At 50.1% G+C, this 26090-nt stretch carries 27 protein-coding genes, 1 tRNA gene and 1 pseudogene; 20 read left to right on the top strand and 9 right to left on the bottom strand.

The window, feature by feature from the left end:
- Positions 1-232: 232 nt before the first annotated feature.
- Positions 233-304, bottom strand: coding sequence for a membrane protein YpdK (ypdK, locus tag ACLW56_RS15485; RefSeq protein ID WP_077777854.1), 72 nt, complete (start codon positions 302-304; stop codon positions 233-235).
- Between the two features lie 1183 nt (positions 305-1487).
- Here ypdK (ACLW56_RS15485) and ACLW56_RS15480 point away from each other — a divergent pair.
- From ACLW56_RS15480 to ACLW56_RS15445, 8 genes and pseudogenes are all read left to right on the top strand, one after another.
- Complete coding sequence (locus ACLW56_RS15480) at positions 1488-1658, top strand: hypothetical protein (RefSeq protein WP_330984643.1); 171 nt, start codon at positions 1488-1490, stop codon at positions 1656-1658.
- Between the two features lie 57 nt (positions 1659-1715).
- Complete coding sequence (locus ACLW56_RS15475; protein WP_330984642.1) at positions 1716-3233, top strand: type 2 lanthipeptide synthetase LanM; 1518 nt, start codon at positions 1716-1718, stop codon at positions 3231-3233.
- Entirely contained in the window at positions 3217-4074 is an 858-nt protein-coding gene (locus tag ACLW56_RS15470; protein WP_330984641.1) for a hypothetical protein, read from the top strand. The genes ACLW56_RS15475 and ACLW56_RS15470 overlap by 17 nt, the downstream gene beginning before the upstream one ends.
- Positions 4067-5854 carry an ABC transporter ATP-binding protein gene (locus ACLW56_RS15465; RefSeq protein WP_330984640.1) on the top strand — a complete coding sequence of 596 codons (1788 nt, stop codon included), beginning with the start codon at positions 4067-4069 and terminating at the stop codon, positions 5852-5854. Before ACLW56_RS15470 ends, ACLW56_RS15465 begins: the two co-directional genes overlap by 8 nt.
- Positions 5851-6510 (top strand): DsbA family protein, encoded by a 660-nt coding sequence (locus tag ACLW56_RS15460; protein WP_330984639.1) that lies wholly within the window; start codon positions 5851-5853, stop codon positions 6508-6510. The genes ACLW56_RS15465 and ACLW56_RS15460 overlap by 4 nt, the downstream gene beginning before the upstream one ends.
- 329 nt (positions 6511-6839) lie before the next feature.
- Positions 6840-7070 (top strand): type II toxin-antitoxin system VapB family antitoxin, encoded by a 231-nt coding sequence (gene vapB, locus ACLW56_RS15455; RefSeq protein WP_330984638.1) that lies wholly within the window; start codon positions 6840-6842, stop codon positions 7068-7070.
- A 23-nt stretch (positions 7071-7093) separates the two neighbouring features.
- Positions 7094-7495 carry a type II toxin-antitoxin system VapC family toxin gene (locus tag ACLW56_RS15450; protein WP_330984644.1) on the top strand — a complete coding sequence of 134 codons (402 nt, stop codon included), beginning with the start codon at positions 7094-7096 and terminating at the stop codon, positions 7493-7495.
- A 176-nt stretch (positions 7496-7671) separates the two neighbouring features.
- Positions 7672-7836: pseudogene (locus ACLW56_RS15445) on the top strand (alanine transaminase); the annotation flags it as partial.
- 234 nt (positions 7837-8070) lie between these two features.
- Here ACLW56_RS15445 and ypdK (ACLW56_RS15440) read toward each other — a convergent pair.
- The 3 genes from ypdK (ACLW56_RS15440) to ACLW56_RS15430 all read right to left on the bottom strand — a co-directional run bounded on the left by ypdK (ACLW56_RS15440) (position 8071) and on the right by ACLW56_RS15430 (position 10094).
- The gene (gene ypdK / locus ACLW56_RS15440; RefSeq protein WP_077777854.1) at positions 8071-8142 is read right to left on the bottom strand and encodes a membrane protein YpdK; all 72 of its coding nucleotides are present in this window, start codon (positions 8140-8142) and stop codon (positions 8071-8073) included.
- 663 nt (positions 8143-8805) lie between these two features.
- Entirely contained in the window at positions 8806-9480 is a 675-nt protein-coding gene (locus tag ACLW56_RS15435) for a hypothetical protein (RefSeq protein WP_330984637.1), read from the bottom strand.
- A 17-nt stretch (positions 9481-9497) separates the two neighbouring features.
- Complete coding sequence (locus ACLW56_RS15430; protein ID WP_330984636.1) at positions 9498-10094, bottom strand: Ig-like domain-containing protein; 597 nt, start codon at positions 10092-10094, stop codon at positions 9498-9500.
- 232 nt (positions 10095-10326) lie between these two features.
- On the opposite strand from ACLW56_RS15430, the gene ACLW56_RS15425 reads away from it, so the two are divergent.
- The gene (locus ACLW56_RS15425; protein WP_330984635.1) at positions 10327-10959 is read left to right on the top strand and encodes a hypothetical protein; all 633 of its coding nucleotides are present in this window, start codon (positions 10327-10329) and stop codon (positions 10957-10959) included.
- Between the two features lie 30 nt (positions 10960-10989).
- On the opposite strand, the gene ACLW56_RS15420 is transcribed toward ACLW56_RS15425, so the two are convergent.
- A tRNA-Arg gene (locus ACLW56_RS15420) sits at positions 10990-11064 on the bottom strand.
- 80 nt (positions 11065-11144) lie between these two features.
- Positions 11145-12074 carry a formate/nitrite transporter family protein gene (locus tag ACLW56_RS15415; protein ID WP_330984634.1) on the bottom strand — a complete coding sequence of 310 codons (930 nt, stop codon included), beginning with the start codon at positions 12072-12074 and terminating at the stop codon, positions 11145-11147.
- A gap of 170 nt (positions 12075-12244) precedes the next feature.
- Here ACLW56_RS15415 and mlaA point away from each other — a divergent pair, with 170 nt between their 5' ends.
- Entirely contained in the window at positions 12245-13000 is a 756-nt protein-coding gene (gene mlaA / locus ACLW56_RS15410; RefSeq protein ID WP_330984633.1) for a phospholipid-binding lipoprotein MlaA, read from the top strand.
- 227 nt (positions 13001-13227) lie between these two features.
- Here mlaA and fadL read toward each other — a convergent pair whose 3' ends face one another.
- Positions 13228-14514, bottom strand: coding sequence for a long-chain fatty acid transporter FadL (gene fadL / locus ACLW56_RS15405; RefSeq protein ID WP_330984632.1), 1287 nt, complete (start codon positions 14512-14514; stop codon positions 13228-13230).
- Positions 14515-14886: 372 nt separating this feature from the next.
- Between fadL and ACLW56_RS15400 the strand changes: the two genes are divergently transcribed.
- The 4 genes from ACLW56_RS15400 (at position 14887) to sixA (ending at position 19492) form a co-directional block, all read left to right on the top strand.
- The gene (locus ACLW56_RS15400; protein WP_330984631.1) at positions 14887-15171 is read left to right on the top strand and encodes a YfcZ/YiiS family protein; all 285 of its coding nucleotides are present in this window, start codon (positions 14887-14889) and stop codon (positions 15169-15171) included.
- 172 nt (positions 15172-15343) lie between these two features.
- Entirely contained in the window at positions 15344-16654 is a 1311-nt protein-coding gene (gene fadI / locus ACLW56_RS15395) for an acetyl-CoA C-acyltransferase FadI (protein WP_330984630.1), read from the top strand.
- Complete coding sequence (gene fadJ, locus ACLW56_RS15390; protein ID WP_330984629.1) at positions 16654-18801, top strand: fatty acid oxidation complex subunit alpha FadJ; 2148 nt, start codon at positions 16654-16656, stop codon at positions 18799-18801. Before fadI ends, fadJ begins: the two co-directional genes overlap by 1 nt.
- 205 nt (positions 18802-19006) lie before the next feature.
- Entirely contained in the window at positions 19007-19492 is a 486-nt protein-coding gene (sixA, locus tag ACLW56_RS15385; RefSeq protein ID WP_330984628.1) for a phosphohistidine phosphatase SixA, read from the top strand.
- Positions 19493-19563: 71 nt separating this feature from the next.
- Here the strand turns inward: sixA and smrB are convergent, their stop codons facing one another.
- Positions 19564-20115: an endonuclease SmrB gene (smrB, locus tag ACLW56_RS15380; RefSeq protein WP_330984627.1), complete on the bottom strand. Its 552-nt coding sequence runs from the start codon at positions 20113-20115 to the stop codon at positions 19564-19566.
- Between the two features lie 165 nt (positions 20116-20280).
- Between smrB and prmB the strand changes: the two genes are divergently transcribed.
- The 6 genes from prmB to ACLW56_RS15350 are packed head-to-tail and all read left to right on the top strand — an operon-like array spanning position 20281 to position 24813.
- Positions 20281-21213 carry a 50S ribosomal protein L3 N(5)-glutamine methyltransferase gene (gene prmB, locus ACLW56_RS15375; RefSeq protein ID WP_330984626.1) on the top strand — a complete coding sequence of 311 codons (933 nt, stop codon included), beginning with the start codon at positions 20281-20283 and terminating at the stop codon, positions 21211-21213.
- A gap of 22 nt (positions 21214-21235) precedes the next feature.
- Positions 21236-22321, top strand: coding sequence for a chorismate synthase (gene aroC / locus ACLW56_RS15370; protein WP_330984625.1), 1086 nt, complete (start codon positions 21236-21238; stop codon positions 22319-22321).
- Between the two features lie 23 nt (positions 22322-22344).
- A complete protein-coding gene (gene mepA / locus ACLW56_RS15365; RefSeq protein ID WP_330984624.1) occupies positions 22345-23169 on the top strand; it encodes a penicillin-insensitive murein endopeptidase in 825 nt (274 codons plus the stop codon).
- Entirely contained in the window at positions 23169-23978 is an 810-nt protein-coding gene (locus ACLW56_RS15360; protein WP_330984623.1) for a sulfite exporter TauE/SafE family protein, read from the top strand. The genes mepA and ACLW56_RS15360 overlap by 1 nt, the downstream gene beginning before the upstream one ends.
- Positions 23978-24523, top strand: a complete 546-nt coding sequence (locus tag ACLW56_RS15355) for an elongation factor P hydroxylase (protein ID WP_330984622.1) — start codon at positions 23978-23980, stop codon at positions 24521-24523. Before ACLW56_RS15360 ends, ACLW56_RS15355 begins: the two co-directional genes overlap by 1 nt.
- Positions 24524-24537: 14 nt before the next feature.
- On the top strand, positions 24538-24813 hold the full coding sequence (locus ACLW56_RS15350) for a YfcL family protein (RefSeq protein ID WP_330984621.1): 276 nt from the start codon (positions 24538-24540) through the stop codon (positions 24811-24813).
- Positions 24814-24897: 84 nt separating this feature from the next.
- Here ACLW56_RS15350 and ACLW56_RS15345 read toward each other — a convergent pair whose 3' ends face one another.
- Positions 24898-26088 carry a glycoside hydrolase family 88 protein gene (locus tag ACLW56_RS15345; protein ID WP_330984620.1) on the bottom strand — a complete coding sequence of 397 codons (1191 nt, stop codon included), beginning with the start codon at positions 26086-26088 and terminating at the stop codon, positions 24898-24900.
- Positions 26089-26090: the final 2 nt, after the last annotated feature.

The following is a 26090-nucleotide window of genomic DNA, read 5'->3' as shown; positions in this document are numbered from 1 at the left end:
TTTGCTACAACAAAAACGCAAACAGGAGCCAATCGGCTCCTGTTTGAGAGTGATGACAAACCTCTAACGAATGAGATCTGTCATAGGGTACCGAATAAAAAACAAGGAAAATCAATTTATTGATTTTCGGCTGATAACCACAAAGAAGGAAAAACCACGCTTTTTCCTTCTTTGTCAGCAGTCTGAAACAGGAGCCAATCGGCTCCTGTTTTTCGTCATACGCAAGCTAGCTCTAAATCATCAGGGCGAAAGTACCGGCCCATACGATGACCATAAAAGAGATGCCCATCAAAAAGTATTTCACGTCTCATCACTCCGCGTAGTCTTGCCACGCCCAAATGAAAAAATATCCTGACTGAGTATAGAGAGCTGACACCGCCTCGAATAAACACGGGGATTTATCCCTTTTTACTCTTCGGCATCACCTCAAAATTCTGTGCTTCAAGCGCTCCAGACGGCGCTAATGTACGCTTAAAAAATGGGGGTGACAAGTAAGATTTTTTTATTAATTTTTAGTTACTTACAACTGTCGTGAAACGGCGACACAATAATTTCGAAGGGGTATAAATCTGTTCCTGGCGACGCACAGAGAAGCATCAAAAAACGAAGTAGTACCCTATTGAAACTATAGGGTTTTTAGTGAAGAGAGAACACTCAGCCCACCAGAGCGGTGAGCTGAGTGAGTCTTTCAGGAAGGACCAGAACTGATATTTGTAAGAGAACAGGAAACGCTTCTCAGCCTCATCCAGATAAGTGTTGTTGTCCTGAAGGTAGGTAAACCCGCTCACCGAATTGTGCTTATCGAACGAATACCCCCAGACCAATACCGCCAAAGTAGCCCTTGTAGCTATCGCCTTTGTCTGAAGTGGTCAACAAAAACTGGCCACAGTTTTAGAGTTTTCCCAAAACAATCGCTCTGATTCATTGGGTGTTAAGCCAACGTAAACTTCAGTGTAATCTCTCCTGTAAAAATGCCTCTGAATACCCAATCCGACGTATCCGGAGGGAAGCAACTGCTCTCATTACAAGGAGGTCTCATAATATCAGGGCGTCAGTCCCTGACATCACCCGGGCAGTCAGGTACGTGTTCAGAATAATCTTAAACAGCAAGGTGCGACTGTCCATTAAATCAGCGGGAAGATCTCTTCACTGTGTGGCACCGGTTGTAATTAACAATTAAGCACCCGGAATATTGGTTTAATTAGTGCTTAATTCCTCATTAAATCACGCACATAAATATCAATAATTCTGATTTGAGAAATTCAATTATAAGCACAACCGATACTAAGTTACAAAATTAATATCCTGGGTTATATTGCGCATTTAAAATAATAAGGTGCGGAATTGTTATTTTAAAAGCATCAACCATAATTGTGATGCGCTTCACGTGCATTAAATTTATTAGTGCAGTATTTATTAATATCGTGCACACGGCAGTACTTCGCGAATTCAATGTCTCATAACAATCAACTTTTTTGAGGTATTAAATGGAACGTATCGTAGAAGTTACACAGACCAAAATCTCTGAAATCCGCGGTTATATGGCGAATAGCAGTGTCGACTGCGCCAGCGGTACCTGTGATTGCGGAGGTTTCATTTCCGCAGAAGAAGTGCTGACTCAGGAACTGGAAGAAATTTCTGCAGAATTCTTCTTCTGATGTAAATAGTAAAGCGGCGCAGTCATGCGTCGCTTTATTCGATAAAGGATAATCAGAGTGAAATATAAGGTTAAAGAACCGTATCGGGCTTTTCTTTACTTCCAGCACATACAGATGTTTCAGAAAAAACTTTCCTCACTCCTTTTGTCATTCCGTCTCTCCCACCTGGAATGTTCAGCAATAATCACCGAGATTGCTGCTACTCTGGATCAGATTTATCTTCCTGAGTTTGTCACACAGTTTGATCATTGGCTCAAAACTCAGCCTCCTTCTGATGAAGACAGATATACACAATATTTCAAGAAACCGGATGGGGAATGGAATAAATCAATCTTAAGCACAAATGCATGGATAGAACATCTTGCAACACACATTTGTGATACCACCCTAAGGAATATTGAGTGCTTTTTAAAACGCCTGGGTGATGATTTTCCTGAGATACAGAGCAAGTTTTTACTTAACGCACTTTCTTCTTACGGGGCGTTAGAAATTCTTGGCGGGGATCGACATGAAAACGGACAGCAGCCCATCCTGTTGACATTAGGCGGATCACGGATCATCTATAAACCAAGGGATGCTGGAGTGGAACCGCTTCTCGAAACAATTTGTATATTGGCCGGGATCCCCCCGGTGTGCCCGGCCACCTTAAATAAAGGAACGTATTTATGGCAGGCATTCATTGAGAACAGGCCGCTGAAGGCTGAAGCCGACGCCGGGGGAGTCTTCCACCGGTACGGTGTTATTCTCGCGCTTGCCGATTTGCTGAACATCAATGACTGTCATTTTGAAAATTTCATTGTGGACCAGAATCATGTGTATCTGATAGATCCGGAGACCAGCTTTCAGTATTTTTTTGAAGACAATCCGGAATTTGTACGCTCTGTCTATCAGAGTGGTCTTCTCCAGAGTCCGGAAGTTGTAATGAATGGAATTGGTCATACGTCGGCCATCACCGCGATTACATCCACGTTCAAGTCATACACACGTCCTCATGCTATTAACGATGCCAGTGAAGATATTCAGGTGCGTTATGAGCAGGGTTTTCAGCGAAGAACTCAGAACTACCCGCATATTAACGGTAATCCTGTATACGCGTCAGAATATATTGATAATGTCATTCACGGCTATGAGGAGGGTTATTATAAACTTTTGAGTTGTGCCAGCGAGATCTACAGCGCAATAGAAAATGCCGGGAAAATCAGACCTCGATATCTGATAAGAACCACTGCGTACTATACTTTAGTCATGAATAAAATCATTCACCCGGCGACCAGTCGTCATTTTCACAGTAAATTTGATGAAATCATCGCGGAGTATTTAAACTATGAAGGGGCTCACCCCCGGTTTAAAACCCTGATCCCGTATGAGGCAAAGTGCCTCTCTCATTTTGACATCCCCATTTTTTACATAGACTGCAAATCAACAACATTATTCAGTGAGGATTGTGAGGGGATTCCTGATTTTTTGACAAAAACACCTCTTGAGCAAATAAAGTCTAACTTCTCGCGATCTCCGGACTACTTAATTCACCAGCGTGAACTTATCGCCGGGAGCATACATGCTCATCTCCGGTAGTTCTCAGCAGAACATTACCTTTTTAGGACAGAACAGCCATGGCTCGCATGAAGCATGGGACTACCGTGAGAGGGTGATCCGTCAGATTTCTGAAAAAGGTTCGCTGGCGGTCCTTGTGGAGTGCCCGACCGTTGATTTGGTGCTTTATGCCTTTAAAAAAGGGCGGATTGATGCGCATGCAATGAAAAAATATCTGTCATCCTCAACGTACTGGTGGATGAGGAGTAATGAATTCATCCATTTCATGACGTCACTGCCGTCACAGGCTGACATCTTTGGATTTGATGTTCCTCTGACCCTTCGGCAGCATGCTAATTATATTAAAAACATTGAAAAAATTAATTTCCCGGAAAGCAATGTAATTCAGGAACTGTTGCGTACAGACCTGTTTCATGACGCGACGTTAGCCACCGTCTCTCCTGAGGTCCGCGAAGCTACCATGGCGGAGAAAGTCTTTACTGTCATCAACGCCGGTTACCGTAATATTATTGTTATCTGTCATAATTTCCATGCAACACGCAGGTCGTGGTTGTCCTATCGTTCCTTGTGTGAGCGGGTCATTGAAAATGCCGGCAGCGGCCTGGTAGTCAATTCTGTCGCTGTGTTTTCGCGCTATATGGCATTTATTGCCACTCCTGACGGGCATTCACTTCAGGAATTTTACATTGAAAATGCCTGTCATCCGCACCAGACTCACTGGGAGGTAAAAATGGTATCATCATTTTTCCGGATGAAAGGGCATGATTCGCTTTCTCTGTGCCTGAATATTCCGGAGCATTATGACGATGTGGTGGTTTATGACAGAGGAAACCCTATAACGATAGAGGTGATGAATGAATAAGATAAAAGAAAATATTCAACTGGTTATGTACTCTGTCTCTTTGCTGCTGCGGTCGTCGCCCTGGTTATCCTTTTTATTTCTTGGCTTGATCACCCTCCAGGGACTGATGCCAACACTGAGTGTGATGACCAGTATCCGGTTGGGAAACATCATCACCAGCACGGATCACAGTTCCCTGACCGTCATTGCTGTGATCTGGGCGCTGACTTTTGTGATACCCGGAGTGTTGTCACCCGTAATCAGTACCGTGCAGAGTGTGCTTAACGCACAGGCAACGTACCTGACGCAACGTAAAATCATGCAGGCGGCATGCCGGATTGACGATCTGAAAGTGATTGAATCACCGGATATTCATGACGACCTGGAAGTACTTTCCCGTGAAGCGGCTCATCGGCCGTTGAATTTACTGGTAAGCCTTGTAGATATTTTTCGGGGATCATTAACCCTGATTAGTTTGTCCCTGGTACTGGGCAGTGTTATCTGGTGGCTGCCATTTGCATTTTTATTGCCGCTTATACCAGTGACCTTTGCTGTTGCCTGGTCCCAGCTTGATATATTTAAAGCGATGCTGGGTAAGGGACTGTCGGCAAGACTGGTTAAATATTACCTCTCTGCGGTTCTTGATGTTAAAACAGCTAAAGAAGTGAGGTTATTTAATTTAGGTGGATTCTTTCTTAATAAACACAAGCAGGCTTTCAGTGAACTTGAAAGTGAACTTAACCAGGTACGAAGAAAGCAGTTGATGCGCCCACAGCCATGGAATTTACTTTATCTTCTTGTATCTCTTGGAGTGATGTTCTGGTTTGTCAATTATCTTGCCTCAGGGAGAATATCAGTCGGTGGCCTGGTAGGCACTATTCAGTCCATTTCTTTCTTTGGACTGTCCTGTCAGTGGATGGTGTATTCATTTGCAAATGTCGGTGTATGCTTTAGTTTTTTCGCTCGTTTAAAATCACTCGAGAAAATATCTTCTGAATGCGAGTCAGAACAATCATATGACAAGATGGACAGGATTGATGTCATTTGTTTTGATAATGTTTCTTTTGCCTATCAGGAGGGGGTTGACGTACTGAGGAATATCAGTTTTACCCTAAGATCGGGTGATCACCTGGCTATCGTCGGGGAAAACGGGGCAGGTAAAAGCACGCTGATAAAGTTACTATGTGGCCTGTACCGGCCAACCTCAGGGAAAATAACCTGTAACGGAATCGATATTTCACAGATAGACCCAGTGATATGGCGTAGAAAACTTTCTGCAATTTTTCAGGACTTTGGTCATTATAATTTGACAGTTAAAGAAAATGTGACTTTCACAATGGAACATAATGATGCACAGGATGATAACTTTATTGAAGCATGTCATCTGGCTCAGTTTGAGTTGACTCGTTATTTAAACGGTAACAGTCGTATTGGTCAGGAGTTTAGCGGTACGGATTTATCCGGAGGGCAATGGCAACGCCTTGCATTGGCACGGGCATTTTATTCCAATGGTGAGTTGATCATTTTTGACGAACCAACCAGTGCAATGGATCCACGTGTTGAAGCTGAAATATTTAATCAATTCTCAAACCTGGTTCAGGGAAAAACATCCGTCATAGTAACCCATCGGTTAGGTGTGGTCCGTTATGCCACAAAGATGATCGTCCTTAAACAAGGTGAGATTGTAGAACAGGGTGATCCTCTGAGTCTGAACAGGATGCGCGGTGAATATTACCAGTTATTAAAATTACAGAAAGAACAATATAATCATTCCGAATATGATATAGAGGCTTCAGCATGAAAACTAAAAACATTCAAAAGGACATTGTCACTGGTTTTTTCCTTTTAATTATGGGCGGAATATCATCCGTGACTGCCTTTGCACGTGATTATGTAGCAGGGAAAGATTATTTCATTCTTGATAATCCCGTTAACGGACATCCTGGTGTTGTTAATTTTTTTTCATTCAATTGCCCGCACTGTTTTTATTTTGAAATGAAATCCAACATCAACAAATCCATTATACAAAGTCTTCCTCCCGGAACGCAGTTTGTTCAGTATCATTCTTCACATATCGATCCTTACGGCACTGAATTATCCCGCGCCTGGGTTGTGGCACAATCTCTTAACAGAGAAAATGACCTGCAGCCAAAAATATTCACTGCTATGCAAACCTCACACACAATAAAATCGCCCTCTGACTTAAAGAAATTGTTCATCTCCGCAGGGATACCAGAGAGCATACTGACAAACGCGTGGAATTCACCACAAACCGATGAACTCGTCAGTCAGCAGGAATTATTGTCCAAACAGCTTGGTGTTCGCTTTGTTCCTGCATTTTTTATCAATGGAAAATATCTCATCAATAATAATGCCATGGATAAATCAACGGATGAAAGCTTTGAAAATGATTTTTCCGATGCGATAAAATATTTATTATCAAAAGACAAATCATAACAACTAAATGCCAGTCTCTTTAAAACTCTGCCACCTTGCGGGAGGTGGCCCCCGTAAGTTAGCGAAGTAAATCCTCTCCTTGTCCATTCTGTGTGAATTTTCTCAGGCCAATTCCTGCTTCCGGAACAACCTTTTTTCGGATCTTCAGAGAAAATGAAGGAAAGGAGTATAGGTGTGACATATCCATATGCCGAACATCTGCATATGGTAAGCATACGCATATCCATCGCCTATACATACAACGAAAGGTAGCATATACTAACCATATGTATGAAATTCCGTGCACATTGTCAAATACCGCCCAAAGCGGCAGAAGTGAGGAGTAAAACATGCGAACCGTATCCATTTTTAAAAACGGCAATAACCGCGCCATCCGTCTGCCCCGCGACCTGGATTTTGACGGCGTCAGCGAACTGGAGATCGTCCGCGAGGGCGACAGCATCATTCTGCGCCCGGTCCGTCCGACCTGGGGCTCATTCTTTGAGCTCGAAAGGGCCGATGCGGACTTTATGGCGGAGCGTGAGGACATTGTCAGCGACGAAGGACGTTTTGACCTGTGAAAAAAACCAGAGATCGGATCTACATGCTCGACACCTGTATCTGCTCATTCATCATGCGCGAGCAGCCGGAAGCCGTCATCCGGCGCCTGGAGCAGGCGGTGCTGCGTAATCACCGTATCGTGGTATCGGCCATTACCTATGCGGAGATGCGCTTCGGCGCCGCCAGCAAAAAGGCCTCCCCGCGTCATGCTCAGCTGGTTGAAGCGTTCTGCGTCCGTCTCGATGCCGTTCTGCCGTGGGACCGGGCCGCAGTGGATGCGACCACCGACATTAAAGTGGCCCTGATGACCGCCGGCACACCGATTGGCCCCAATGACACGGCGATTGCCGGACATGCGGTATCGGTAGGGGCCATTCTGGTGAGCAATAATACACGGGAGTTTGAGCGGGTACCTGGTCTGAAGCTGGAAGACTGGGTAAAATAATAAGATCGTTGATAACAGGGTAAATAAGGGGGGAGTGAACTAAAAATTGATAATCCAGCTCAAAGATTGCTGGATATTCTGGAAGAAGGTCAAGGCCGTTCAGCCAATGCAAACTGTCGGGAAGTCTGGGCCCAAGTTCTTGACGCAAAGGGCCAAAATGAACAGGTTCTAATAACTCGCCGGGCATAGGTTTTGGCGATTACGGCGATACTCACGTGCGTTTTGCCCTGATTGAAAACCGGGATCGTATTCGCCAGGCCGTGCGAGGTATCAAAGCGATGTTCCGTGCAGATGGCCTGCTACCGGCGGCGGCAAAGCCGAGCACGGAAGACGCCGAGTAATCTTTGCTACAACAAAAACGCAAACAGGAGCCAATCGGCTCCTGTTTGAGAGTGATGACAAACCTCTAACGAATGAGATCTGTCATAGGGTACCGAATAAAAAACAAGGAAAATCAATTTATTGATTTTCGGCTGATAACCACAAAGAAGGAAAAACCACGCTTTTTCCTTCTTTGTCAGCAGTCTGAAACAGGAGCCAATCGGCTCCTGTTTTTCGTCATACGCAAGCTAGCTCTAAATCATCAGGGCGAAAGTACCGGCCCATACGATGACCATAAAAGAGATGCCCATCAAAAAGTATTTCACGTCTCATCACTCCGCGTAGTCTTGCCACGCCCAAATGAAAAAATATCCTGACTGAGTATAGAGAGCTGACACCGCCTCGAATAAACACGGGGATTTATCCCTTTTTACTCTTCGGCATCACCTCAAAATTCTGTGCTTCAAGCGCTCCAGACGGCGCTAATGTACGCTTAAAAAATGGGGGTGACAAGTAAGATTTTTTTATTAATTTTTAGTTACTTACAACTGTCGTGAAACGGCGACACAATAATTTCGAAGGGGTATAAATCTGTTCCTGGCGACGCACAGAGAAGCATCAAAAAACGAAGTAGTACCCTATTGAAACTATAGGGTTTTTAGTGAAGAGAGAACACTCAGCCCACCAGAGCGGTGAGCTGAGTGAGTCTTTCAGGAAGGACCAGAACTGATATTTGTAAGAGAACAGGAAACGCTTCTCAGCCTCATCCAGATAAGTGTTGTTGTCCTGAAGGTAGGTAAACCCGCTCACCGAATTGTGCTTATCGAACGAATACCCCCAGACCAATACCGCCAAAGTAGCCCTTGTAGCTATCGCCTTTGTCACAGCTGTTATGTTCACCGGTGTTGTAGGTATAACCCGCCATTGGGAAGGGAATTAGCGATCAAAAAACAGCGGATAACGGTACAAAACCGTTATCCGTAAATGCGTTATTGAGAGGATATTTGCTGGGCGTTATAAGCAAACAATGAATAGTCGACCAGCATATTTCCGGTTGTATCCGGAATTCCATCACGCGATCGTTCTCCGTAAGGATAATGTTGCTGTCGGATAAAGGACTGGCAGGCACTGCCTAAAATGTCATCCGGTTTTGTAGAAAGCTGCTTTGCTGCCTCGCCAGCCACCAGTCGGGTAACCGCGAGAGCGAGATCTATAGCTGGGTTAGCCTGCAAAATCACCGACAGGGGTTGTGTTAATGTTTCGGTTTCTGAGCTGGTTATCGTATTTGTTATCTCCGTCCAGACAATCCTGTTTCTGTCATTGTTTTTGATAGCTAAAAATACCCAGCTTAAATCATCAGGGATCGTCTCTGAACGATAAAGTAAATAACCGGTATCACCAAAGGTAATCGATGCATCGGTGCTATATTTCACACTGATGTCTGGAATGTCTATCATCGTAATATTGTTGTTAATGATAGCGTTTAAACTGGTTTTTTTCTTTCCTGTGTCAGTTTCTTTAATCCAGTTGTCAAGACTAACAGTGTCTGCGGTTTGAGTTACTATAAAACTAACCATATTGATGATGGGTTTATTAGCCCAGGGAAGCAGTGAGCTACTTTGAGTATCATGTAAACGAACGCGATTTATTTTAAAATAAAACATGTAAACCTCTCAGGTGCTTATTTGACAGTGATTTTTGTTGTTGCTGTATTTCCGGAGTCATTGGCTACAAATGAAATACTTGTGGTACCTGCGGTTATTCCGGTGATTAAGCCTGAATCTGGATCAATAGTCGCTATTGCGCTGTCTTCACTTGACCATTTCCCTGTTTTGTTAGTTGTATTTTCTGGAGTAAATGAGGGGGCCAGCGTTAACGTTTTTCCAGTTTCTACCCAGTATTGTGAGTTCAGAAAACTCACGCCTGTTGGAGGAATACTTCCCGGAGTTGCACGGTTAATGACAAGACCCGCAGTATTCTCAACGAAATCTGCGCCAGCATAACCTGCTGCTGCAATTGACAATAATTTAGCAGTGTCAAATGCTTTTGGTGCAGCAGAGGGATCAATTATTCCCATCATAAAGCCGGCTGCAATGCCTGCAATGGCGCCAATCATGAGGCTGATAAGCATAAATGCAGCATCAAAGGTGCTTTTCGTATCGGCCTGAGATAAGCGCCCGGCTTTTTTTAGGCCAACAATAACTCTAACACCTTGGCCAAATAATCCCATGATTGCACAGAGCAGTAAGATTATAGCTGATTGAGTAAGTGGTTGCATGATTTACACCGAGAAGTGATGAAAGGTGTTTTCATTATGTAAGGCAATAAAAACTCATCTATCATAAAAAAAAGGTGGTGTGGAAAGTAGGGTTTAATGATAACGAATGAGTGGGGGGAGTGGCTTTAGTTGGTATCTTTTTTATAACACAATCATCTCTGGTGAATTAAGTAGGGTTAAATTATTATTTAGTCTGGCTTAAATCATTGGGTAATATGAATAAGGAGCTTCTATGCAAACTCTGGGTATTATCACCAATGACGCTTATTCCTGTGAAATATTTGAAGATGATGATGGGCGTGTTCACTATACAGCAGGGGCTGCAATCGATGCTGATGGTGCAAACGGGCAGAACCAAAAACCAGCAGCTTACAAATCTGACGATTCCGGTACGGAGTCTCTGGCGAACGGTGGAATGAAGATCGTGGCAGGAAAAGTCGTGTGTGCTCATGAATGGGCACGAAGTATCGTCATTCTGGATAGCAACAATGAGCCGAAAGTCTTTCCCGGCGGTATTATTGCATCGACAACCTGGTATCGGATCCCCGGCCTGGCGTCTGACGTTCCCGAGGCATATGTCGATTCGGAGAGCGTTCCGTACGTTGTTGTGCCCTCTTTGATCGTCCAGAAAACGAAAGGTGTTGTGAGGGGGTGTAAGGCTCGAGTCACCTGGAACGGAGCTTCCGTTGATTGTGTCGTGGCGGATTTAGGACCGAAGTCAAAAATTGGCGAGATTAGCATTGAGGCTGCAAGACGGCTTGGCATACCGGCAAGCCCTAAAAACGGTGGCATTAAGGCGGCAGAAGTTTTTTACGAAATTTGGCCAGGGATTGCTGCTTCAGGATTTGTATTGCAGCCTGCATGAAGCAGTGATTAACAGGAGGGAGGGGCCAGATGGTGTCCCCTGCAGGAATCGAACCTGCAACTAGCCCTTAGGAGGGGCTCGTTATATCCATTTAACTAAGGGGACGAAGCGGCACGAGTATAGCGTTTTTTGACTGCTGCGTTAAGCACATAGCTAACTGACTGCTTAAAGTGTCGCCACTGACCCTACTTTTCCTGTGAGTTCTCACGCTTTTCGTCTGCTTTCGCTTTAGCCTCTGCTTTGCGTTTGTTACTCATATCATTGCGGATTTGCGCGTGGCTCATTAAGGCGAAGATAAAAGTCCCGCCGCAAATATTGCCCGCAAGGGTTGGCAGCGCAAACGGCCAGAAGAAATCCTGCCAGTGCAGTGTGCCGCTAAAGACCAGATACAGAATTTCCACGGTGCCCACCACAATATGCGTCGTGTCCCCAAGGGCAATCAGCCAGGTCATCAAAATAATGACGACGATTTTTGCGGCACCGGCAGCCGGAAACATCCAGACCATGGTGGCGATTATCCAGCCGGAAATAATGGCATTGGCGAACATTTCTGAGGGCGTGTTTTTCATCACGTCCATCCCGATTTTCACGAATGCATCTCGTGTGGGCTCATCGAAAATCGGCATATATTCAAAAGCCCAGGCAGCGGTGCCCGTGCCAATAATATTGCCGAGCAGCACAACGCCCCACAGTCGCATCAACAGGGTAAAATTCCTTGCGGTGGGGCTTTGCATGACCGGTAATACGGCGGTGACGGTGTTTTCTGTAAAGAGTTGCTGGCGGGCCATGATGACAATCACGAAGCCAAAGGTGTAGCCGAGATTTTCCAGTAAAAAACCGCCCGGTACGCCTTCAAGCTGAACGTGGAAAATGCCTTTTGCCAGCAGCGAAGCGCCCATCGACAATCCGGCAGCGATGGCAGACCACAGCAGCGCCATGGCGTCTCGTTCCAGTTCTTTCTCGCCGTCCTGTCGAATATGCTCATGAATCGCCATTGCCCGGGAAGGCAGCCTGTCTTCATCCACTTCTATTTTTTTACCCTGACGTTTCTCATCACTTTCGACTTCCAGTTCGTCCGTATGGCGAGTGATTTTCTCTTCTTTTACATTGTCCATGCGGAAAGACCTGTCTTGGTTGGTGATTGATTAAGCGTAGCGGGTTTTCATCAGAAACCTTGCAGGGCATACTGTTATTTTGGGGATATGCCATCAATCGCGATACGCTTGTTTCGATATATGTATAAAATCATAAGAGCAGCGATTGCCATCTTTACAGGGAGATATTTATGAATTTTCGCCTGTCTGCGCTTGCGCTGAGCGCGACATTGCTGGTGGGATGCGCCAGCACGGGTGAGCAGCCGCAAGGGCGCTCGGACCCATTCGAAGGTTTTAACCGTACCATGTACGATTTCAACTTCAACGTACTGGACCCGTATGTCCTTCGCCCGGTGGCCGTCGTCTGGCGAGACTATGTTCCACAGCCTGCGCGAAACGGTATCGGCAACTTCACCAGTAACCTCGAAGAACCTGCGATCATGGTGAACATGTTCCTGCAGGGCGATCCTTATCAGGGGATGGTTCACTTCACGCGTTTCTTCCTTAATACCTTGTTAGGGATGGGCGGTTTGATTGATGTCGCGGGAATGGCGAATCAGAAACTGCAGCGTGTGGCACCGCACCGCTTTGGCAGCACGATGGGGCATTATGGCGTCGGCTATGGCCCTTATATGCAGCTGCCGTTCTATGGCAGTTTCACCGTGCGTGATGATGTGGGTGATATGGCGGATGGCCTGTATCCGGTGCTTTCCTGGCTGACCTGGCCGATGTCTATCGGTAAATGGGCGGTGGAAGGGATTGAAACCCGAGCTCAGCTTCTGGACTCTGATGGTCTGCTGCGCCAGTCTTCTGACCCTTACATCATGGTGCGTGAAGCCTACTTCCAGCAGCATGATTTTATCGCTAATGGCGGGAAACTCAGCGCTGAAGAGAACCCGAACGCGAAAGCGATTGAAGGCGATCTGAAAGATATCGACTCGCAGTAAAGCGAGGAAAAGAAAAAGGGTGAGCAGTAAGCTCACCCTTCAGACTGCTGACAAAGAAGGAAAAAGCGTGGATTTTCCTTCTTTGTGGTGAGCAGCCGAAAATCAATGAATTGATTTTCCTGGTTTTTGTTCGGTCGTTAATGACAAAACGGCACTCGTTAGAGGTTTGTCATCAGTCTCAAGGGTGAGCAGTAAGCTCACCCTTTTTTGTGTCTGAAATCAGACTATCAGAAGCGATAGTTGAAGTTGGTACCGAACAGCCACGCTTTACCTTCAGAACGGAAGGTGTAAGGACCTTCTTCGATGGTGACGTGCTGGCCGTGCATATAGGAAGCCCCCACATCAATGGAGGCATCTGGGTTGAAGGCGTAGGTTGCGCCTGCGCTCAGCCAGAAACGGTCCTGATCCGGAATGGAGATGGAGCGATGGTCGGCCGGAACCGGGCTGTCATCGAACGCGATACCGGTACGGAACGTCCAGTTGTCATCCATATAATAGGTCGTACCCAGCGCGATGCGGTACGAATCTTTGAAGCTTTCATCTTTGTAGAACAGCGTCTGGCCGTCAGAACCGGTCGCTTTCAGCTCCTGGAACTGGCTCCAGCTGGTGTAAGCGATGCTGTAGTGAACGGCCCACTGTGGCGCAACGCGATTGTAACCAGAAATTTCCCACATTTCAGGCAGGTTCAGGGTCAGAGCACCTGGAACTGTTGAGCCAGACGTCCCCCAAGGGAACGCTGTGCCTGCGCCTGGAATGACGTTCGCTTGTGCCGGGATATTGCTCTTATAGTCGCCGTCGAAGTCGATTTTCACTTCCGAACGGTAGGTCAGACCCCAACGGTTATTTTTATCCAGTTCATACAGGATACCGGCGTTCCAGCCATAGCCCCACTCGTCGCCTTTCAGCTTGGCAATCTGAGAGCCCGGTGCCGCCAGACCTGCGCCTGCGGTTTGCTCGCCGGCATAACGCTCGATTTTCGCGTCAGCATAAACGGCATCAAAACCAAGACCAAAGCTCCAGTTCTGGTTCAGACGATACGCACCGCTCAGGTTGAGGTTAACGGTGGTCAGGTCGGTCTTACCGCCGTACTCGCCCGCGATGTAGTTGTTGTTGAACTCGGTTGCCAGACCATAGTTGGAGGTGACGGAAGCGCCCCAGCCAAACTGATCGTTAATTGGCATCACGAAGTGCATGTTCGGTACCCAGGCGGTCGGCGCGATGTTATCGGCGTCGGTGCTACGGCCTGTGAATGGCGATTTACCAGAGATATTCACATCAGGATCGATATAGACCGCACCGATAGAGAATTCCGGGCGATCGTACATCATGATCAGCGCCGGGTTACGGCTGGCGTTGCCGGCGTCATCGGCGATAGCGCCTTCACCGGAATAAGCACGGCCTAAACCTGAGGTTGAAAATTCGTTTAACTGAAAGCCGGCGGACCAGGCTTGAGAAGAAACAAGTGCCACTGCAACTGCGAGAGCAGATTTTGTAAAACGGGTTTTTTGGCTCATGACCATAACCTCAATTGAGTTATTTTTATGCAATATTTGTTACATGCCGTAACAGAAACGCGAAGTGTAGGGTCTGTGTTACGTCAGAGAAATCAGACCAGTTCCGAGAGTATAGGTCTGACCAGCTAAAATGTTGCAAGTATGTTTATAGGTTTTTTCAAATGTGATCTAAGAAACGCGATCCGGTTGGCAAAATTGCGACTTTCATGAGGTGTCTTACGAGAGGGAAATTGTTTTAGATCATTTTTAATTGTGATTTTGGTCACTTCTCTGAATTAGCGAAAATATCGACTGGAGACACTCAGGGCAGGGGCGTAAAATAAACGCATTGTTTATCTGGCACCCTGAGTGCGAACACAGAGGAAATCTACGATGAGTAAATGCAGTGCTGATGAAACCCCGGTTTGCTGCTGTATGGATGTTGGCACCATCATGGACAACACCGATTGCACCGCTTCTTACAGCCGCGTTTTCGAAAACCGCGCGCAGGCAGAGGAAACTCTGGCTGCACTGAGTGCAAAAGCTCGCGGCGTGGAGTCTGAGCCGTGCAACATTACCCCGGTCTTTAAAGACGTTGAAGGCGGCGTACAGCTTGATATTGATTTCGTCTTTGCCTGCGAAGCGGAAACCCTGATTTTCCAGCTCGGTCTGCGTTAATTCCTTCGCGACTCACGTCTGCCAAACGCCTCTGCTTTGCAGGGGCGTTTTCTTTTTCTCCTCAGTGTGTTTTGGCTCTCACTTTTTTGTTTCCCTGATTGGCTGCCTGTAAAAAATTAGTTAAGACTGTTATCAGGTCAGACCACTTTTTTACATTTATCAGGGGAAGGTTATGAGTCAGGCATTACCGCTTATCACCCGTCAGGGCGATCGCATTGCCATTGTCAGCGGATTACGAACCCCGTTTGCCCGCCAGGCGACGGCGTTTCACGGCATTCCGGCTATCGATCTGGGGAAAATGGTCGTGGGCGAAATGCTGGCTCGCAGTGAAATTCCTCCTGAAGTGATTGAACAACTGGTTTTCGGCCAGGTGGTGCAGATGCCGGAAGCGCCCAATATTGCTCGCGAAATTGTGCTCGGCACCGGAATGAGCGTACATACCGATGCTTATAGCGTCAGCCGTGCCTGCGCCACCAGTTTCCAGGCGGTTGCTAACGTGGCGGAAAGTTTGATGGCAGGCACCATTCGTGCAGGTATTGCCGGTGGGGCGGATTCTTCTTCCGTTCTGCCGATTGGCGTGAGTAAAACGCTGGCGCGAACGTTGGTGGATGCCAATAAAGCCCGCACGCTGGGTCAGAAGCTCAAACTGTTCTCGCGACTGAAGCTCAAAGATTTAGCCCCTGTTCCACCTGCTGTGGCTGAATATTCCACCGGATTGCGGATGGGCGATACCGCGGAGCAAATGGCGAAAACCTGGGGCATTACCCGTGAACAGCAGGATGCGCTGGCGCATCGCTCTCATTTACATGCGGCGAAAGCCTGGGAAGAGGGGAAACTGGCGGAAGAAGTCATGACGGCTTATTCACCGCCGTTTCGCGAGCCGCTGGAACAAGATAACAATATCCGCACCAACTCGTCGCTTGCTGATTACGCCAAACTGCGCCCGGCGTTTGATCGCAAACACGGGACAGTGACCGCCGCTAACAGCACGCCGCTGACAGACGGTGCCGCTGCGGTGATCCTGATGACTGAATCTCGCGCAAAAGAACTCGGCCTCAAGCCGCTAGGCTACCTGCGCAGCTATGCGTTTACCGCGATTGATGTCTGGCAGGACATGCTGCTCGGCCCCGCCTGGTCAACGCCGCTGGCGCTGGAACGAGCCGGGCTGACAATGGCTGACCTGACTCTCTTTGATATGCACGAAGCCTTTGCCGCACAAACACTGGCGAATGTGCAGCTCCTGGCAAGCGAACGCTTTGCCCGCGACGTGCTGGGGCGCAGCCATGCCACCGGCGAGATCGACGACAGCAAATTCAATGTGCTCGGTGGCTCAATTGCTTACGGACATCCTTTCGCCGCAACAGGCGCGAGGATGATCACTCAGACACTGAATGAGCTTCGTCGTCGCGGCGGCGGTTTCGGATTGGTGACGGCTTGTGCGGCCGGTGGGCTTGGCGCGGCAATGGTTCTGGAGGCCGAATAATGGACATGACATCCGCATTTACCCTGACAGAGCGCCTTGATAACGTCGCGGTCATCACCATTGATGTCCCAGGCGAAAAGATGAATACCCTGAAAGCAGAATTTGGCGTTCAGGTTCGCGCGATACTCAAGCAGATCCGCGACAATAAGGCCTTGCGCGGCGTGGTCTTTATTTCGGCAAAACCGGACAACTTTATCGCCGGGGCCGATATCAACATGATTGGCAGCTGCAAAACAGCGCAGGAAGCTGAAGCCCTGGCGCGTCAGGGGCAACAGATTATGGCTGAGATCCATGCTCTGCGGATCCCTGTCATCGCTGCGATTCACGGTGCTTGCCTCGGCGGTGGGCTGGAACTGGCTTTGGCCTGCCACAGCCGTATTTGCAGTGACGATCCTAAAACCGTACTGGGTCTGCCTGAAGTGCAGCTTGGCTTATTACCCGGTTCGGGCGGAACGCAGCGATTGCCGCGTTTGATCGGCATCAGCACGGCTCTGGAGATGATCCTGACGGGTAAGCAGCTTCGCGCTCGCCAGGCGCTGAAGGCCGGGTTAGTGGATGATGTTGTGCCACACACGATCCTGCTTGAGGCTGCCGTTGAACGGGCAAAACAAGAACGCCCAGCAAGCCGCCGCTTGCCGGTGCGTGAACGCCTGCTTGCCGGGCCGTTGGCGCGCAATCTGGTTTTCAGCATGGCTGGAAAGAAAACCGAACAGAAAACCCACGGTAATTATCCTGCAACCACCCGCATTTTGAAGGTGCTGGAAACCGGTCTGGCGCACGGTAGTACCAGCGGCTATGAAGCTGAAGCACAGGCTTTTGGCGAACTGGCCATGACGCCGGAATCCAAAGCCTTACGCTCAATCTTCTTCGCCAGTACCGAAGTGAAAAAAGATCCCGGTGCCAATGCCGAACCTCAGACGCTGCGCTCTGCTGCCGTGCTGGGGGGCGGGTTAATGGGCGGGGGAATTGCCTTTGTGACGGCGAGTAAAGCCCGGTTGCCAGTACGCATTAAAGACATTAATGCTAAGGGCATCAACCATGCGCTGAAGTACAGCTGGGAGCTGCTTGATAAAAAGGTCCGTCGCCGCCATATCAGAGCCAGTGAGCGCGACAGTCAACTGGCGCTGATTTCCGGCACAACCGACTATCAGGGCTTTTCACACCGCGACGTGGTGATTGAAGCGGTCTTTGAGGATTTGGCGCTAAAGCAGCAAATGGTGGCTGATGTGGAGGCGAATTTTGCGCCGCACACCATTTTTGCCTCCAACACTTCTTCGTTGCCGATTGGCGACATTGCCGCAACGGCACAACGCCCGGAGCAGGTGATTGGGCTGCACTTCTTCAGTCCGGTCGAGAAAATGCCGCTGGTGGAAATCATTCCCCATAAAGGCACATCGGAAACGACCATTGCCACCACGGTGAAGCTGGCGAAACAGCTCGGCAAAACACCGGTGGTGGTCGCCGATAAGGCTGGCTTCTACGTTAACCGCATTCTTGCGCCTTACATTAACGAGGCGATGCGCCTGCTGACGGAAGGCGAAGGTATTGATCATATTGATGATGCGCTGGTGAAATTCGGCTTCCCGGTGGGGCCAATCCAACTTTTGGATGAGGTGGGGATTGATACCGGGACTAAAATTATTCCGGTACTGGAAAGTGCCTGGGGAGAACGTTTTAGCGCGCCTGCAAATATCATTAGCGCAATTTTGAACGACGATCGCAAAGGCAGAAAAAATGGTCGGGGTTTCTATCTTTACGCCGCAAAAGGGCGTAAAAGCAAAAAACAGCCTGACCCTGACATTTATAAGCTTATTCAGGTCGGGCAGAGAAACGCACTCTCTGAGCAGCAGATTGCTGAACGCTGCGTGATGATGATGCTGAACGAAGCGGCGCGTTGTTTTGACGAACAGGTTGTGCGCAGCGCGCGTGATGGTGACATTGGCGCGGTGTTTGGTATCGGTTTTCCGCCGTTTTTGGGCGGCCCGTTCCGCTATATGGATACCCTCGGCGCGGGAGAAGTGGTGGCGATTCTGCAACGCCTCACTGCCCAGTACGGGCCACGGTTCACGCCGTGCGAAGCTTTAACAAGGATGGCAGAACAGGGACTGACCTTTTGGCCGATAAATGAAACTGAGACGTTGAGTTGAGGTCAAAGAAAGGGTAATCCGGACAATCTATAACGCTGCTTAATGGTTATTTTGTAAACAAAGATTGACTATACTTACGCCATTGAGGTAAAAAACAGCGTTTCATTCATTGGATGGATCAGGCACAATGCCCGGCCATCGAGTAAAGAGCGTGTCAGCACGTTTGATTTACTTCGATGCTTCTGGTTAACAAAAGCGGTGCAATATGCAAGTTTTTATTATGCGTCACGGCGACGCTGCCCTGGATGCAGCCAGCGACTCGGTTCGTCCTCTCACCCCCTGTGGGTGTGATGAATCCCGTCAAATGGCAACCTGGCTGAAAGGTCAAAAAGTGGATATTGAGCGCGTACTGGTCAGCCCGTTCTTACGAGCAGAACAGACGCTGGATGTGGTGGGGGAATGCATGAACCTGCCAAAAGAGATTGATGTCCTGCCGGAGCTCACGCCATGCGGCGATGTGGGCCTGGTGAGCGCCTATCTGCAGGCGCTGGCTAACGAAGGGGTGGCCTCTGCGCTGGTGGTTTCTCACCTGCCGCTGGTCGGTTACCTGGTCTCCGAGCTGTGCCCGGGGGAAGCGCCGCCGATGTTCTCCACATCCGCGATTGCCAATGTCACCCTTGAGGCAGACGGACAAGGCCATTTCAACTGGCAAATGAGTCCGTGCAATCTGAAGATGGCCAAAGCCATCTGAGCAAAAGGCGGGTGAGCCGTGCGCTTCCCGCCGCTTTTTTAAGCCTTTTCAGGCCATTACCCCGGTTCGACTCAAGGCAATTCTGGCGGCTGCCACTCTTCTACCTCAATCAACACCAGCAATGCGGCATCTCCGCCGTACTCTTTGGGTGCCTGATGAAAAGCCATCACGTGCGGATGTTGTGCCAGCCACAGTGGCGTCTGCTGTTTCAGAATATGTTTACCGTGTCCGTGCATCACGCAGGCACAAAAGACGTGTTCACGGCGGCAGGCGGCAATCAGCGCGCCTAATTCCTGTTTGGCCTGCATCTGCGTTAACCCATGCAAATCCAGAAACAGCTCGGGCGAGTAATCACCACGACGCAGTTTTTTCGCCTCAAAATGACTCACGTCCTGACGCACGTATTTCATCGCGCCTTCGGTGTTCAACAACGGCTGAAATTCGTCTGAAAAATAGTGGCTGTTATCGGCCTGCTCCTGAATCAAACGTTTGACCGGCACTTCGCTGATTTTTTTGCGTGCCGGGCGGTGAACAATGGTGTCCTGCTTAATTTTCCGCGTGCCGGTCATCAGCTGGCGAAACAGCGCCTGATCCTCCTCGCTGAGTGAGGTTTTCTTCTTCATGTTCTCTTTCCGTTTTCGCTTTTCGACAGTTTACCCGACTCCATTGGCTTGCGGGCAGGGAAAACGCATTTTTTCCCCGCCCGTAAGCTGCAAGAGTGCTGATTTATCGCCGTCTTCATGGCAAACTAGCCGCCGAAATTCAGCGAGCATGCCCTGGAGGGGAAAGTGGATAAAATTTTTGTCGATGAAGCAGTCAGTGAACTGCACACCATTCAGGACATGTTGCGTTGGGCGGTCAGCCGTTTCAGCGCAGCGGGCATCTGGTACGGTCACGGTACCGACAACCCGTGGGATGAAGCTGTACAACTGGTGCTGCCTTCGCTGTATCTGCCGCTGGATATTCCTGAAGACATGCGCACCGCACGTCTGACTTCCAGTGAGAAACACCGTATCGTTGAGCGTGTGATTCGCCGCGTTAACGAACGCATTCCGGTTTCTTACCTGACCAACAAAGCCTGGTTCTGCGGCCACGAGTTCTATGTTGATGAGCGCGTACTCGTGCCGCGTTCACCGATTGGTGAGCTTATCAACAACCGTTTTGCTGGCCTGATTTCCCATCAGCCAGAGCACATTCTTGATATGTGTACCGGCAGCGGCTGTATCGCCATTGCGTGCGCTTACGCCTTCCCGGAAGCGGAAGTCGATGGGGTGGATATCTCCCCAGACGCGCTGGCTGTTGCCGAGCACAATATCGAAGACCATGGTCTGATAAACCACGTCACGCCAATCCGTTCCGACCTGTTCCGTGACCTGCCGAAAGTGCAGTACGACCTGATCGTGACCAACCCGCCGTACGTTGACGCTGAAGATATGGCAGACCTGCCAAACGAATATCGTCATGAACCCGAACTGGGTCTGGCTTCGGGTTCCGATGGCCTGAAGCTGACGCGTCGCATCCTTGGTAACGCACCGGACTACCTGACTGACGACGGCATTCTGATTTGTGAAGTCGGTAACAGCATGGTACATCTGATAGAGCAGTATCCTGACGTTCCGTTCACCTGGCTTGAGTTTGATAACGGCGGTGACGGCGTCTTTATGCTCACCAAAGCGCAGCTTCTCGCTGCCCGCGAACACTTCAGCCTCTATAAAGATTAATGAAAACTCGATCGGAGCCGTGATGGCAGGAAACACAATTGGACAACTCTTTCGCGTAACCACCTTTGGCGAATCTCACGGTGTCGCGCTTGGCTGCATCGTTGACGGCGTGCCGCCGGGCATCCCGTTGACGGAAGCCGACCTGCAGCACGATCTCGACCGTCGTCGCCCAGGCACGTCACGCTATACCACCCAACGCCGTGAACCCGATCAGGTGAAAATCCTTTCCGGCGTTTTCGAAGGTGTGACCACCGGTACCAGCATTGGGCTGCTGATTGAAAACACCGATCAGCGCTCGCAGGATTACAGCGCCATCAAGGACGTATTCCGTCCGGGCCACGCCGATTACACCTACGAGCAAAAGTATGGTCTGCGTGATTATCGCGGCGGCGGGCGTTCTTCCGCTCGCGAAACCGCCATGCGCGTGGCGGCAGGGGCGATTGCCAAAAAATATCTGGCCGAGAAATTCGGTATTGCTATCCGCGGCTGCATGACCCAAATGGGCGACATTCCGCTGGACATCAAAGACTGGAGCCAGGTCGAGCAGAACCCGTTCTTCTGCCCGGATCCGGACAAAATCGAAGCGCTCGATGAACTGATGCGCGGCCTGAAAAAAGAAGGCGATTCGATTGGCGCGAAAATCACCGTAGTGGCTGATGGCGTGCCGCCAGGCCTGGGCGAACCTGTTTTCGACCGACTGGATGCGGATATCGCGCATGCGCTGATGAGCATCAATGCGGTGAAAGGCGTGGAAATTGGCGACGGTTTTGAGGTTGTCAGTCTGCGCGGTAGCGAAAACCGCGATGAAATCACCAAAGCCGGTTTCCAGAGCAACCACGCTGGCGGTATTCTGGGCGGGATCAGCAGTGGCCAACAAATTGTGGCTCACATGGCGCTGAAACCGACGTCCAGCATCACCGTGCCAGGCCGCACGATCAATCGTTTCGGCGAAGAAGTGGAGATGGTCACTAAAGGGCGTCACGATCCGTGCGTGGGTATCCGCGCAGTGCCGATCGCAGAAGCCATGCTGGCGATCGTACTGATGGATCATCTGCTGCGCCAGCGTGCGCAGAATGCGGATGTCACCACCTCCATTCCTCGCTGGTAATCACGCAAGGAAGATGCGGGAAAATGAAAAAAACTGTTATTGCGCTGCTGGCTCTGCTCGCCAGTAGCGCGGGTTTCGCCGCCACGCCATGGCAGAAAATCACTCAGCCGATCCCCGGCTCTGCGCAGTCAATCGGTGCGTTTGCCAACGGGTGTATCGTTGGGGCGCAAGGGTTGCCGCCGCAGTCTGATAACTATCAGATCATGCGCACCGACCAGCGTCGCTACTTCGGTCATCCCGATCTGATTTTGTTCATTCAGCGTCTCAGCAATCAGGTGCATAACCTGGGGATGGGCACGCTGCTGATTGGCGATATGGGGATGCCGGCGGGCGGACGTTTTAACGGTGGCCACGCCAGTCACCAGAGTGGTCTGGACGTGGACATTTTCCTGCAACTTCCGCAAACACGCTGGACGTCGGCTCAATTGCTGAAGCCGCAAGCGCTGGATTTGGTCGCGGCAGACGGCAAGCACGTACGCTCGTCGCTGTGGACACCGCAAATCAGCAGCCTGATTAAGCTGGCGGCGGAAGATAACGACGTGACGCGTATTTTCGTCAACCCGGCCATCAAGCAGCAGCTTTGCCTGGATGCGGGCACCGATCGCGACTGGCTGCGCAAAGTGCGTCCCTGGTTCCAGCATCGTGCGCATATGCATGTGCGTCTGCGTTGCCCGGCGGGAAGCCTGGAATGTCAGGATCAGGCTGCGCCACCTGCCGGTGACGGTTGCGGGGCGGAACTGCAAAGCTGGTTTGAGCCACCGAAACCAGGATCAACCAAACCTGAGAAGAAGACGCCGCCACCGTTGCCGCCTTCCTGCCAGGCGCTACTGGATGAACATGTGCTGTGATGGAACATTTCACTGAAATTTTTATGGTGTCACCGCTGTTGCTGGTGGCACTTTTCTTTGTCGCGCTGCTGGCCGGGTTTATCGATTCGCTGGCGGGTGGCGGTGGTCTGTTGACCATACCGGCGCTGTTGGCGGTGGGAATGTCACCGGCCAATGCGCTGGCCACTAACAAGCTGCAGGCTTGCGGTGGGTCGCTCTCTTCCTCGCTCTATTTTGTTCGCCGCGGCGTGGTGAATTTAAAGGATCAAAAGCTCAATATCCTGATGACCTTTATCGGGTCGATGACCGGTGCGCTGCTGGTGCAGCACGTGAAATCCGACGTATTACGTCAGATTCTACCGCTGCTGGTGATAGGGATTGGGCTGTACTTCCTGTTGATGCCAAAACTCGGGGAAGAGGATCGTCAGCGTCGCCTTCACGGTTTACCGTTTGCCTTGATTGCAGGCGGTTGTGTCGGCTTTTATGACGGTTTTTTTGGCCCAGGTGCAGGCTCGTTTTATGCGCTGGCCTTCGTCACGCTCGCCGGGTTTAACCTGGCAAAATCCACCGCTCATGCCAAAGTGCTGAATGCCACCTCTAACGTGGGCGGATTGCTGCTGTTTATTATCGGCGGCAAAGTCCTTTGGGCGACGGGGGTCGTGATGATGGCCGGGCAATTTTTAGGGGCGCGAATGGGATCGCGGCTGGTGCTCAGCAAAGGACAAAAGCTGATCCGACCGATGATTGTTATCGTTTCGGCGGTGATGAGCGCTAAACTTCTCTATGACAGCCATGGGGCTGAAATCCTCCAGTGGTTGGGACTTCACTGATGCAACAACAACACCATTATCAGCAGCTGATCGACATCTTCGACGGCTGCTTTGCCGATGATTTTAATACCCGTCTGATTAAAGGCGACGACGAACCCGTTTATCTTCCTGCTGATGACGAGGCGCTGTTCAACCGCATCGTCTTTGCGCATGGCTTCTATGCCAGCGGGCTGCACGAAATTTCACACTGGTGCATTGCCGGGGCGGAACGCCGTAAGCAGGTTGATTTTGGTTACTGGTATTGCCCGGATGGTCGCGATGCGATGACGCAAAGCAAGTTCGAAGATGTGGAAGTGAAACCGCAGGCGTTTGACTGGCTGTTTTGCGTGGCGGCGGGTTTCCCGTTCAACGTGAGCTGCGACAACCTTGAAGGTGACTTCGAGCCTGATCGCATCGTCTTTCAGCGCCGTGTCCACGCGCAGGTGATGGAGTATCTGGAACAAGGCATTCCTGCTCGCCCGGCGCGTTTCATCAAGGCATTACAAGAGTTTTATCAAACGCCGACGTTAAAGGCGGAACACTTCCCCTGGCCGGAAGATATCTAAATTGAGGAAAGAAGATGATCGCAGAATTTGAATCGCGCATTCTGGCGTTAATTGATGAGATGGTGGAACACGCCAGTGATGACGAGCTGTTTGCCAGCGGTTATCTGCGCGGTCACTTGACGCTGGCCGTCGCTGAGCTGGAAGCGGGCGACGATCACTCCCCAGAAGCGGTTTACGGAGAAGTGTCTCACAGCCTGGAAAAGGCGATTCAGGCGGGGGAACTCAATCCTCGTGACCAGGCTCTGGTGCTGGGAATGTGGGACACGTTGTTCCAGAAGGCGAAAGTCTGAAGGATTGCCGGGTGGCGCTGCGCTTACCCGGCCTACAAGTTCCGTAGGCCGGGTAAGGCGTTAGCCGCCACCCGGCATCATGGTTTACCAGTAAAGTGGCCAAATCTGACGTAATCTCACCATCGCTTCAAGATAGAAATAATCCCCCCAGCTACAGCACTGATCCACGCCTTTGCCGCTCGCCATGTGATACACGGAATGCTTCAACAAACCTTCACAAGGCTCATCGTCATGGGCGAGGTAATTGTCCGTCAGCGATTGCATGATCCGCAGCGCCATCTCTTCGTAATGCGCCCGATGGGGATCAAGCGTTGGCAGTGCTTTGACCAGTTCCAGCAACCCGCACACGGTGATCGCTGCTGCTGAACTGTCGCGCACGGCGTCTGTGCCCAGCAATGCCAGGTCCCAATGACAAACAGAATCTTCCGGCAGGCGATTGATAAAGTAGTGCGTCAGGCTGCGTGATAACTCGACCATGCTTTTATCGCCGGTGTGGAGATAGCTCAGCAGAAAGCCATAAATCCCCCACGCCTGACCGCGTGACCAGCAGGAGCTGTCGCTGTAACCCTGATGGGTATTGCCGAAGCGTGGTTCACCCGTTTTCACATCCATATAGTACGTGTGATAGGTGGAAGCATCGGGGCGCACAATATAGCGTGCCGCTTGTTCTGCATGCGCAGTTGCGGCTTGTGCATAACGTGCATCGCCGGTTTGTTCGCTGGCCCAGTACAGCAGCGGCAGGTTCATATTGCAGTCGATGATCATCCGACCTTGCTGCTCTGGGTCGTTCAGGTCGCCCCACGCCTGAATGATTTTTGCCGTCGGGTTGAAACGCTCCATCAGCGCGTCCGCCGCCTGTAATGCCGACTGACGTGCGGTTTCATTGCCGGTCAACCGCCAGGCACTGACGCAAGACAATGAATAGAGAAAACCCAGGTCATGCGTGGCGGTTTCGATTCGTTTCTCAATACGCTCGTAGAAAGACGGCAGGGTACGTTCGGCGGCCTCACGATAATGCGCTTTTCCGGTCATCTCCCACGCCAGCCAGAGCTGGCCTGTCCAGAAGCTGGTGGTCCACTCAACATTTTTCGTACGTGGCCAGATGCCGCCTTCACAGGCTTCGCCCGGGAAACTGTCGCCGAAGGCGGTGATATTTTTGTCGAGTTTTCTTGTGACGCGACCCAGCGCGGCATCCAGACTTTGGCGCAACGCCTGGCGGTCAATCGCGTAGAGCTCAACAGGGCGCAGCGGTTCGGTAACAACGGAAGCGGTCATGG

It is taken from the genome of Pantoea sp. sgz302252 (assembly GCF_047713085.1).
In the GTDB taxonomy this organism is placed as follows: domain Bacteria; phylum Pseudomonadota; class Gammaproteobacteria; order Enterobacterales; family Enterobacteriaceae; genus Scandinavium.
This window is presented reverse-complemented; position numbering and strand designations above follow the sequence as displayed.

What these genes read in the sequence shown, in the direction of transcription:
- fadI (WP_330984630.1), top strand. Translation starts at nt 15,344, where the DNA reads ATGAGTCAGGCATTACCGCTTATCACCCGTCAGGGCGATCGCATTGCC.
- fadJ (WP_330984629.1), top strand. Translation starts at nt 16,654, where the DNA reads ATGGACATGACATCCGCATTTACCCTGACAGAGCGCCTTGATAACGTC.
- smrB (WP_330984627.1), bottom strand. Translation starts at nt 20,115, where the DNA reads ATGAAGAAGAAAACCTCACTCAGCGAGGAGGATCAGGCGCTGTTTCGC.
- ACLW56_RS15460 (WP_330984639.1), top strand. Translation starts at nt 5,851, where the DNA reads ATGAAAACTAAAAACATTCAAAAGGACATTGTCACTGGTTTTTTCCTT.
- fadL (WP_330984632.1), bottom strand. Translation starts at nt 14,514, where the DNA reads ATGAGCCAAAAAACCCGTTTTACAAAATCTGCTCTCGCAGTTGCAGTG.
- ACLW56_RS15450 (WP_330984644.1), top strand. Translation starts at nt 7,094, where the DNA reads ATGCTCGACACCTGTATCTGCTCATTCATCATGCGCGAGCAGCCGGAA.
- mlaA (WP_330984633.1), top strand. Translation starts at nt 12,245, where the DNA reads ATGAATTTTCGCCTGTCTGCGCTTGCGCTGAGCGCGACATTGCTGGTG.
- ACLW56_RS15360 (WP_330984623.1), top strand. Translation starts at nt 23,169, where the DNA reads ATGGAACATTTCACTGAAATTTTTATGGTGTCACCGCTGTTGCTGGTG.
- ACLW56_RS15435 (WP_330984637.1), bottom strand. Translation starts at nt 9,480, where the DNA reads ATGTTTTATTTTAAAATAAATCGCGTTCGTTTACATGATACTCAAAGT.
- ACLW56_RS15345 (WP_330984620.1), bottom strand. Translation starts at nt 26,088, where the DNA reads ATGACCGCTTCCGTTGTTACCGAACCGCTGCGCCCTGTTGAGCTCTAC.
- ACLW56_RS15470 (WP_330984641.1), top strand. Translation starts at nt 3,217, where the DNA reads ATGCTCATCTCCGGTAGTTCTCAGCAGAACATTACCTTTTTAGGACAG.
- ACLW56_RS15415 (WP_330984634.1), bottom strand. Translation starts at nt 12,074, where the DNA reads ATGGACAATGTAAAAGAAGAGAAAATCACTCGCCATACGGACGAACTG.
- ACLW56_RS15350 (WP_330984621.1), top strand. Translation starts at nt 24,538, where the DNA reads ATGATCGCAGAATTTGAATCGCGCATTCTGGCGTTAATTGATGAGATG.
- ACLW56_RS15480 (WP_330984643.1), top strand. Translation starts at nt 1,488, where the DNA reads ATGGAACGTATCGTAGAAGTTACACAGACCAAAATCTCTGAAATCCGC.
- ACLW56_RS15400 (WP_330984631.1), top strand. Translation starts at nt 14,887, where the DNA reads ATGAGTAAATGCAGTGCTGATGAAACCCCGGTTTGCTGCTGTATGGAT.
- sixA (WP_330984628.1), top strand. Translation starts at nt 19,007, where the DNA reads ATGCAAGTTTTTATTATGCGTCACGGCGACGCTGCCCTGGATGCAGCC.
- vapB (WP_330984638.1), top strand. Translation starts at nt 6,840, where the DNA reads ATGCGAACCGTATCCATTTTTAAAAACGGCAATAACCGCGCCATCCGT.
- ACLW56_RS15425 (WP_330984635.1), top strand. Translation starts at nt 10,327, where the DNA reads ATGCAAACTCTGGGTATTATCACCAATGACGCTTATTCCTGTGAAATA.
- mepA (WP_330984624.1), top strand. Translation starts at nt 22,345, where the DNA reads ATGAAAAAAACTGTTATTGCGCTGCTGGCTCTGCTCGCCAGTAGCGCG.
- aroC (WP_330984625.1), top strand. Translation starts at nt 21,236, where the DNA reads ATGGCAGGAAACACAATTGGACAACTCTTTCGCGTAACCACCTTTGGC.
- ACLW56_RS15465 (WP_330984640.1), top strand. Translation starts at nt 4,067, where the DNA reads ATGAATAAGATAAAAGAAAATATTCAACTGGTTATGTACTCTGTCTCT.
- ACLW56_RS15355 (WP_330984622.1), top strand. Translation starts at nt 23,978, where the DNA reads ATGCAACAACAACACCATTATCAGCAGCTGATCGACATCTTCGACGGC.
- ACLW56_RS15430 (WP_330984636.1), bottom strand. Translation starts at nt 10,094, where the DNA reads ATGCAACCACTTACTCAATCAGCTATAATCTTACTGCTCTGTGCAATC.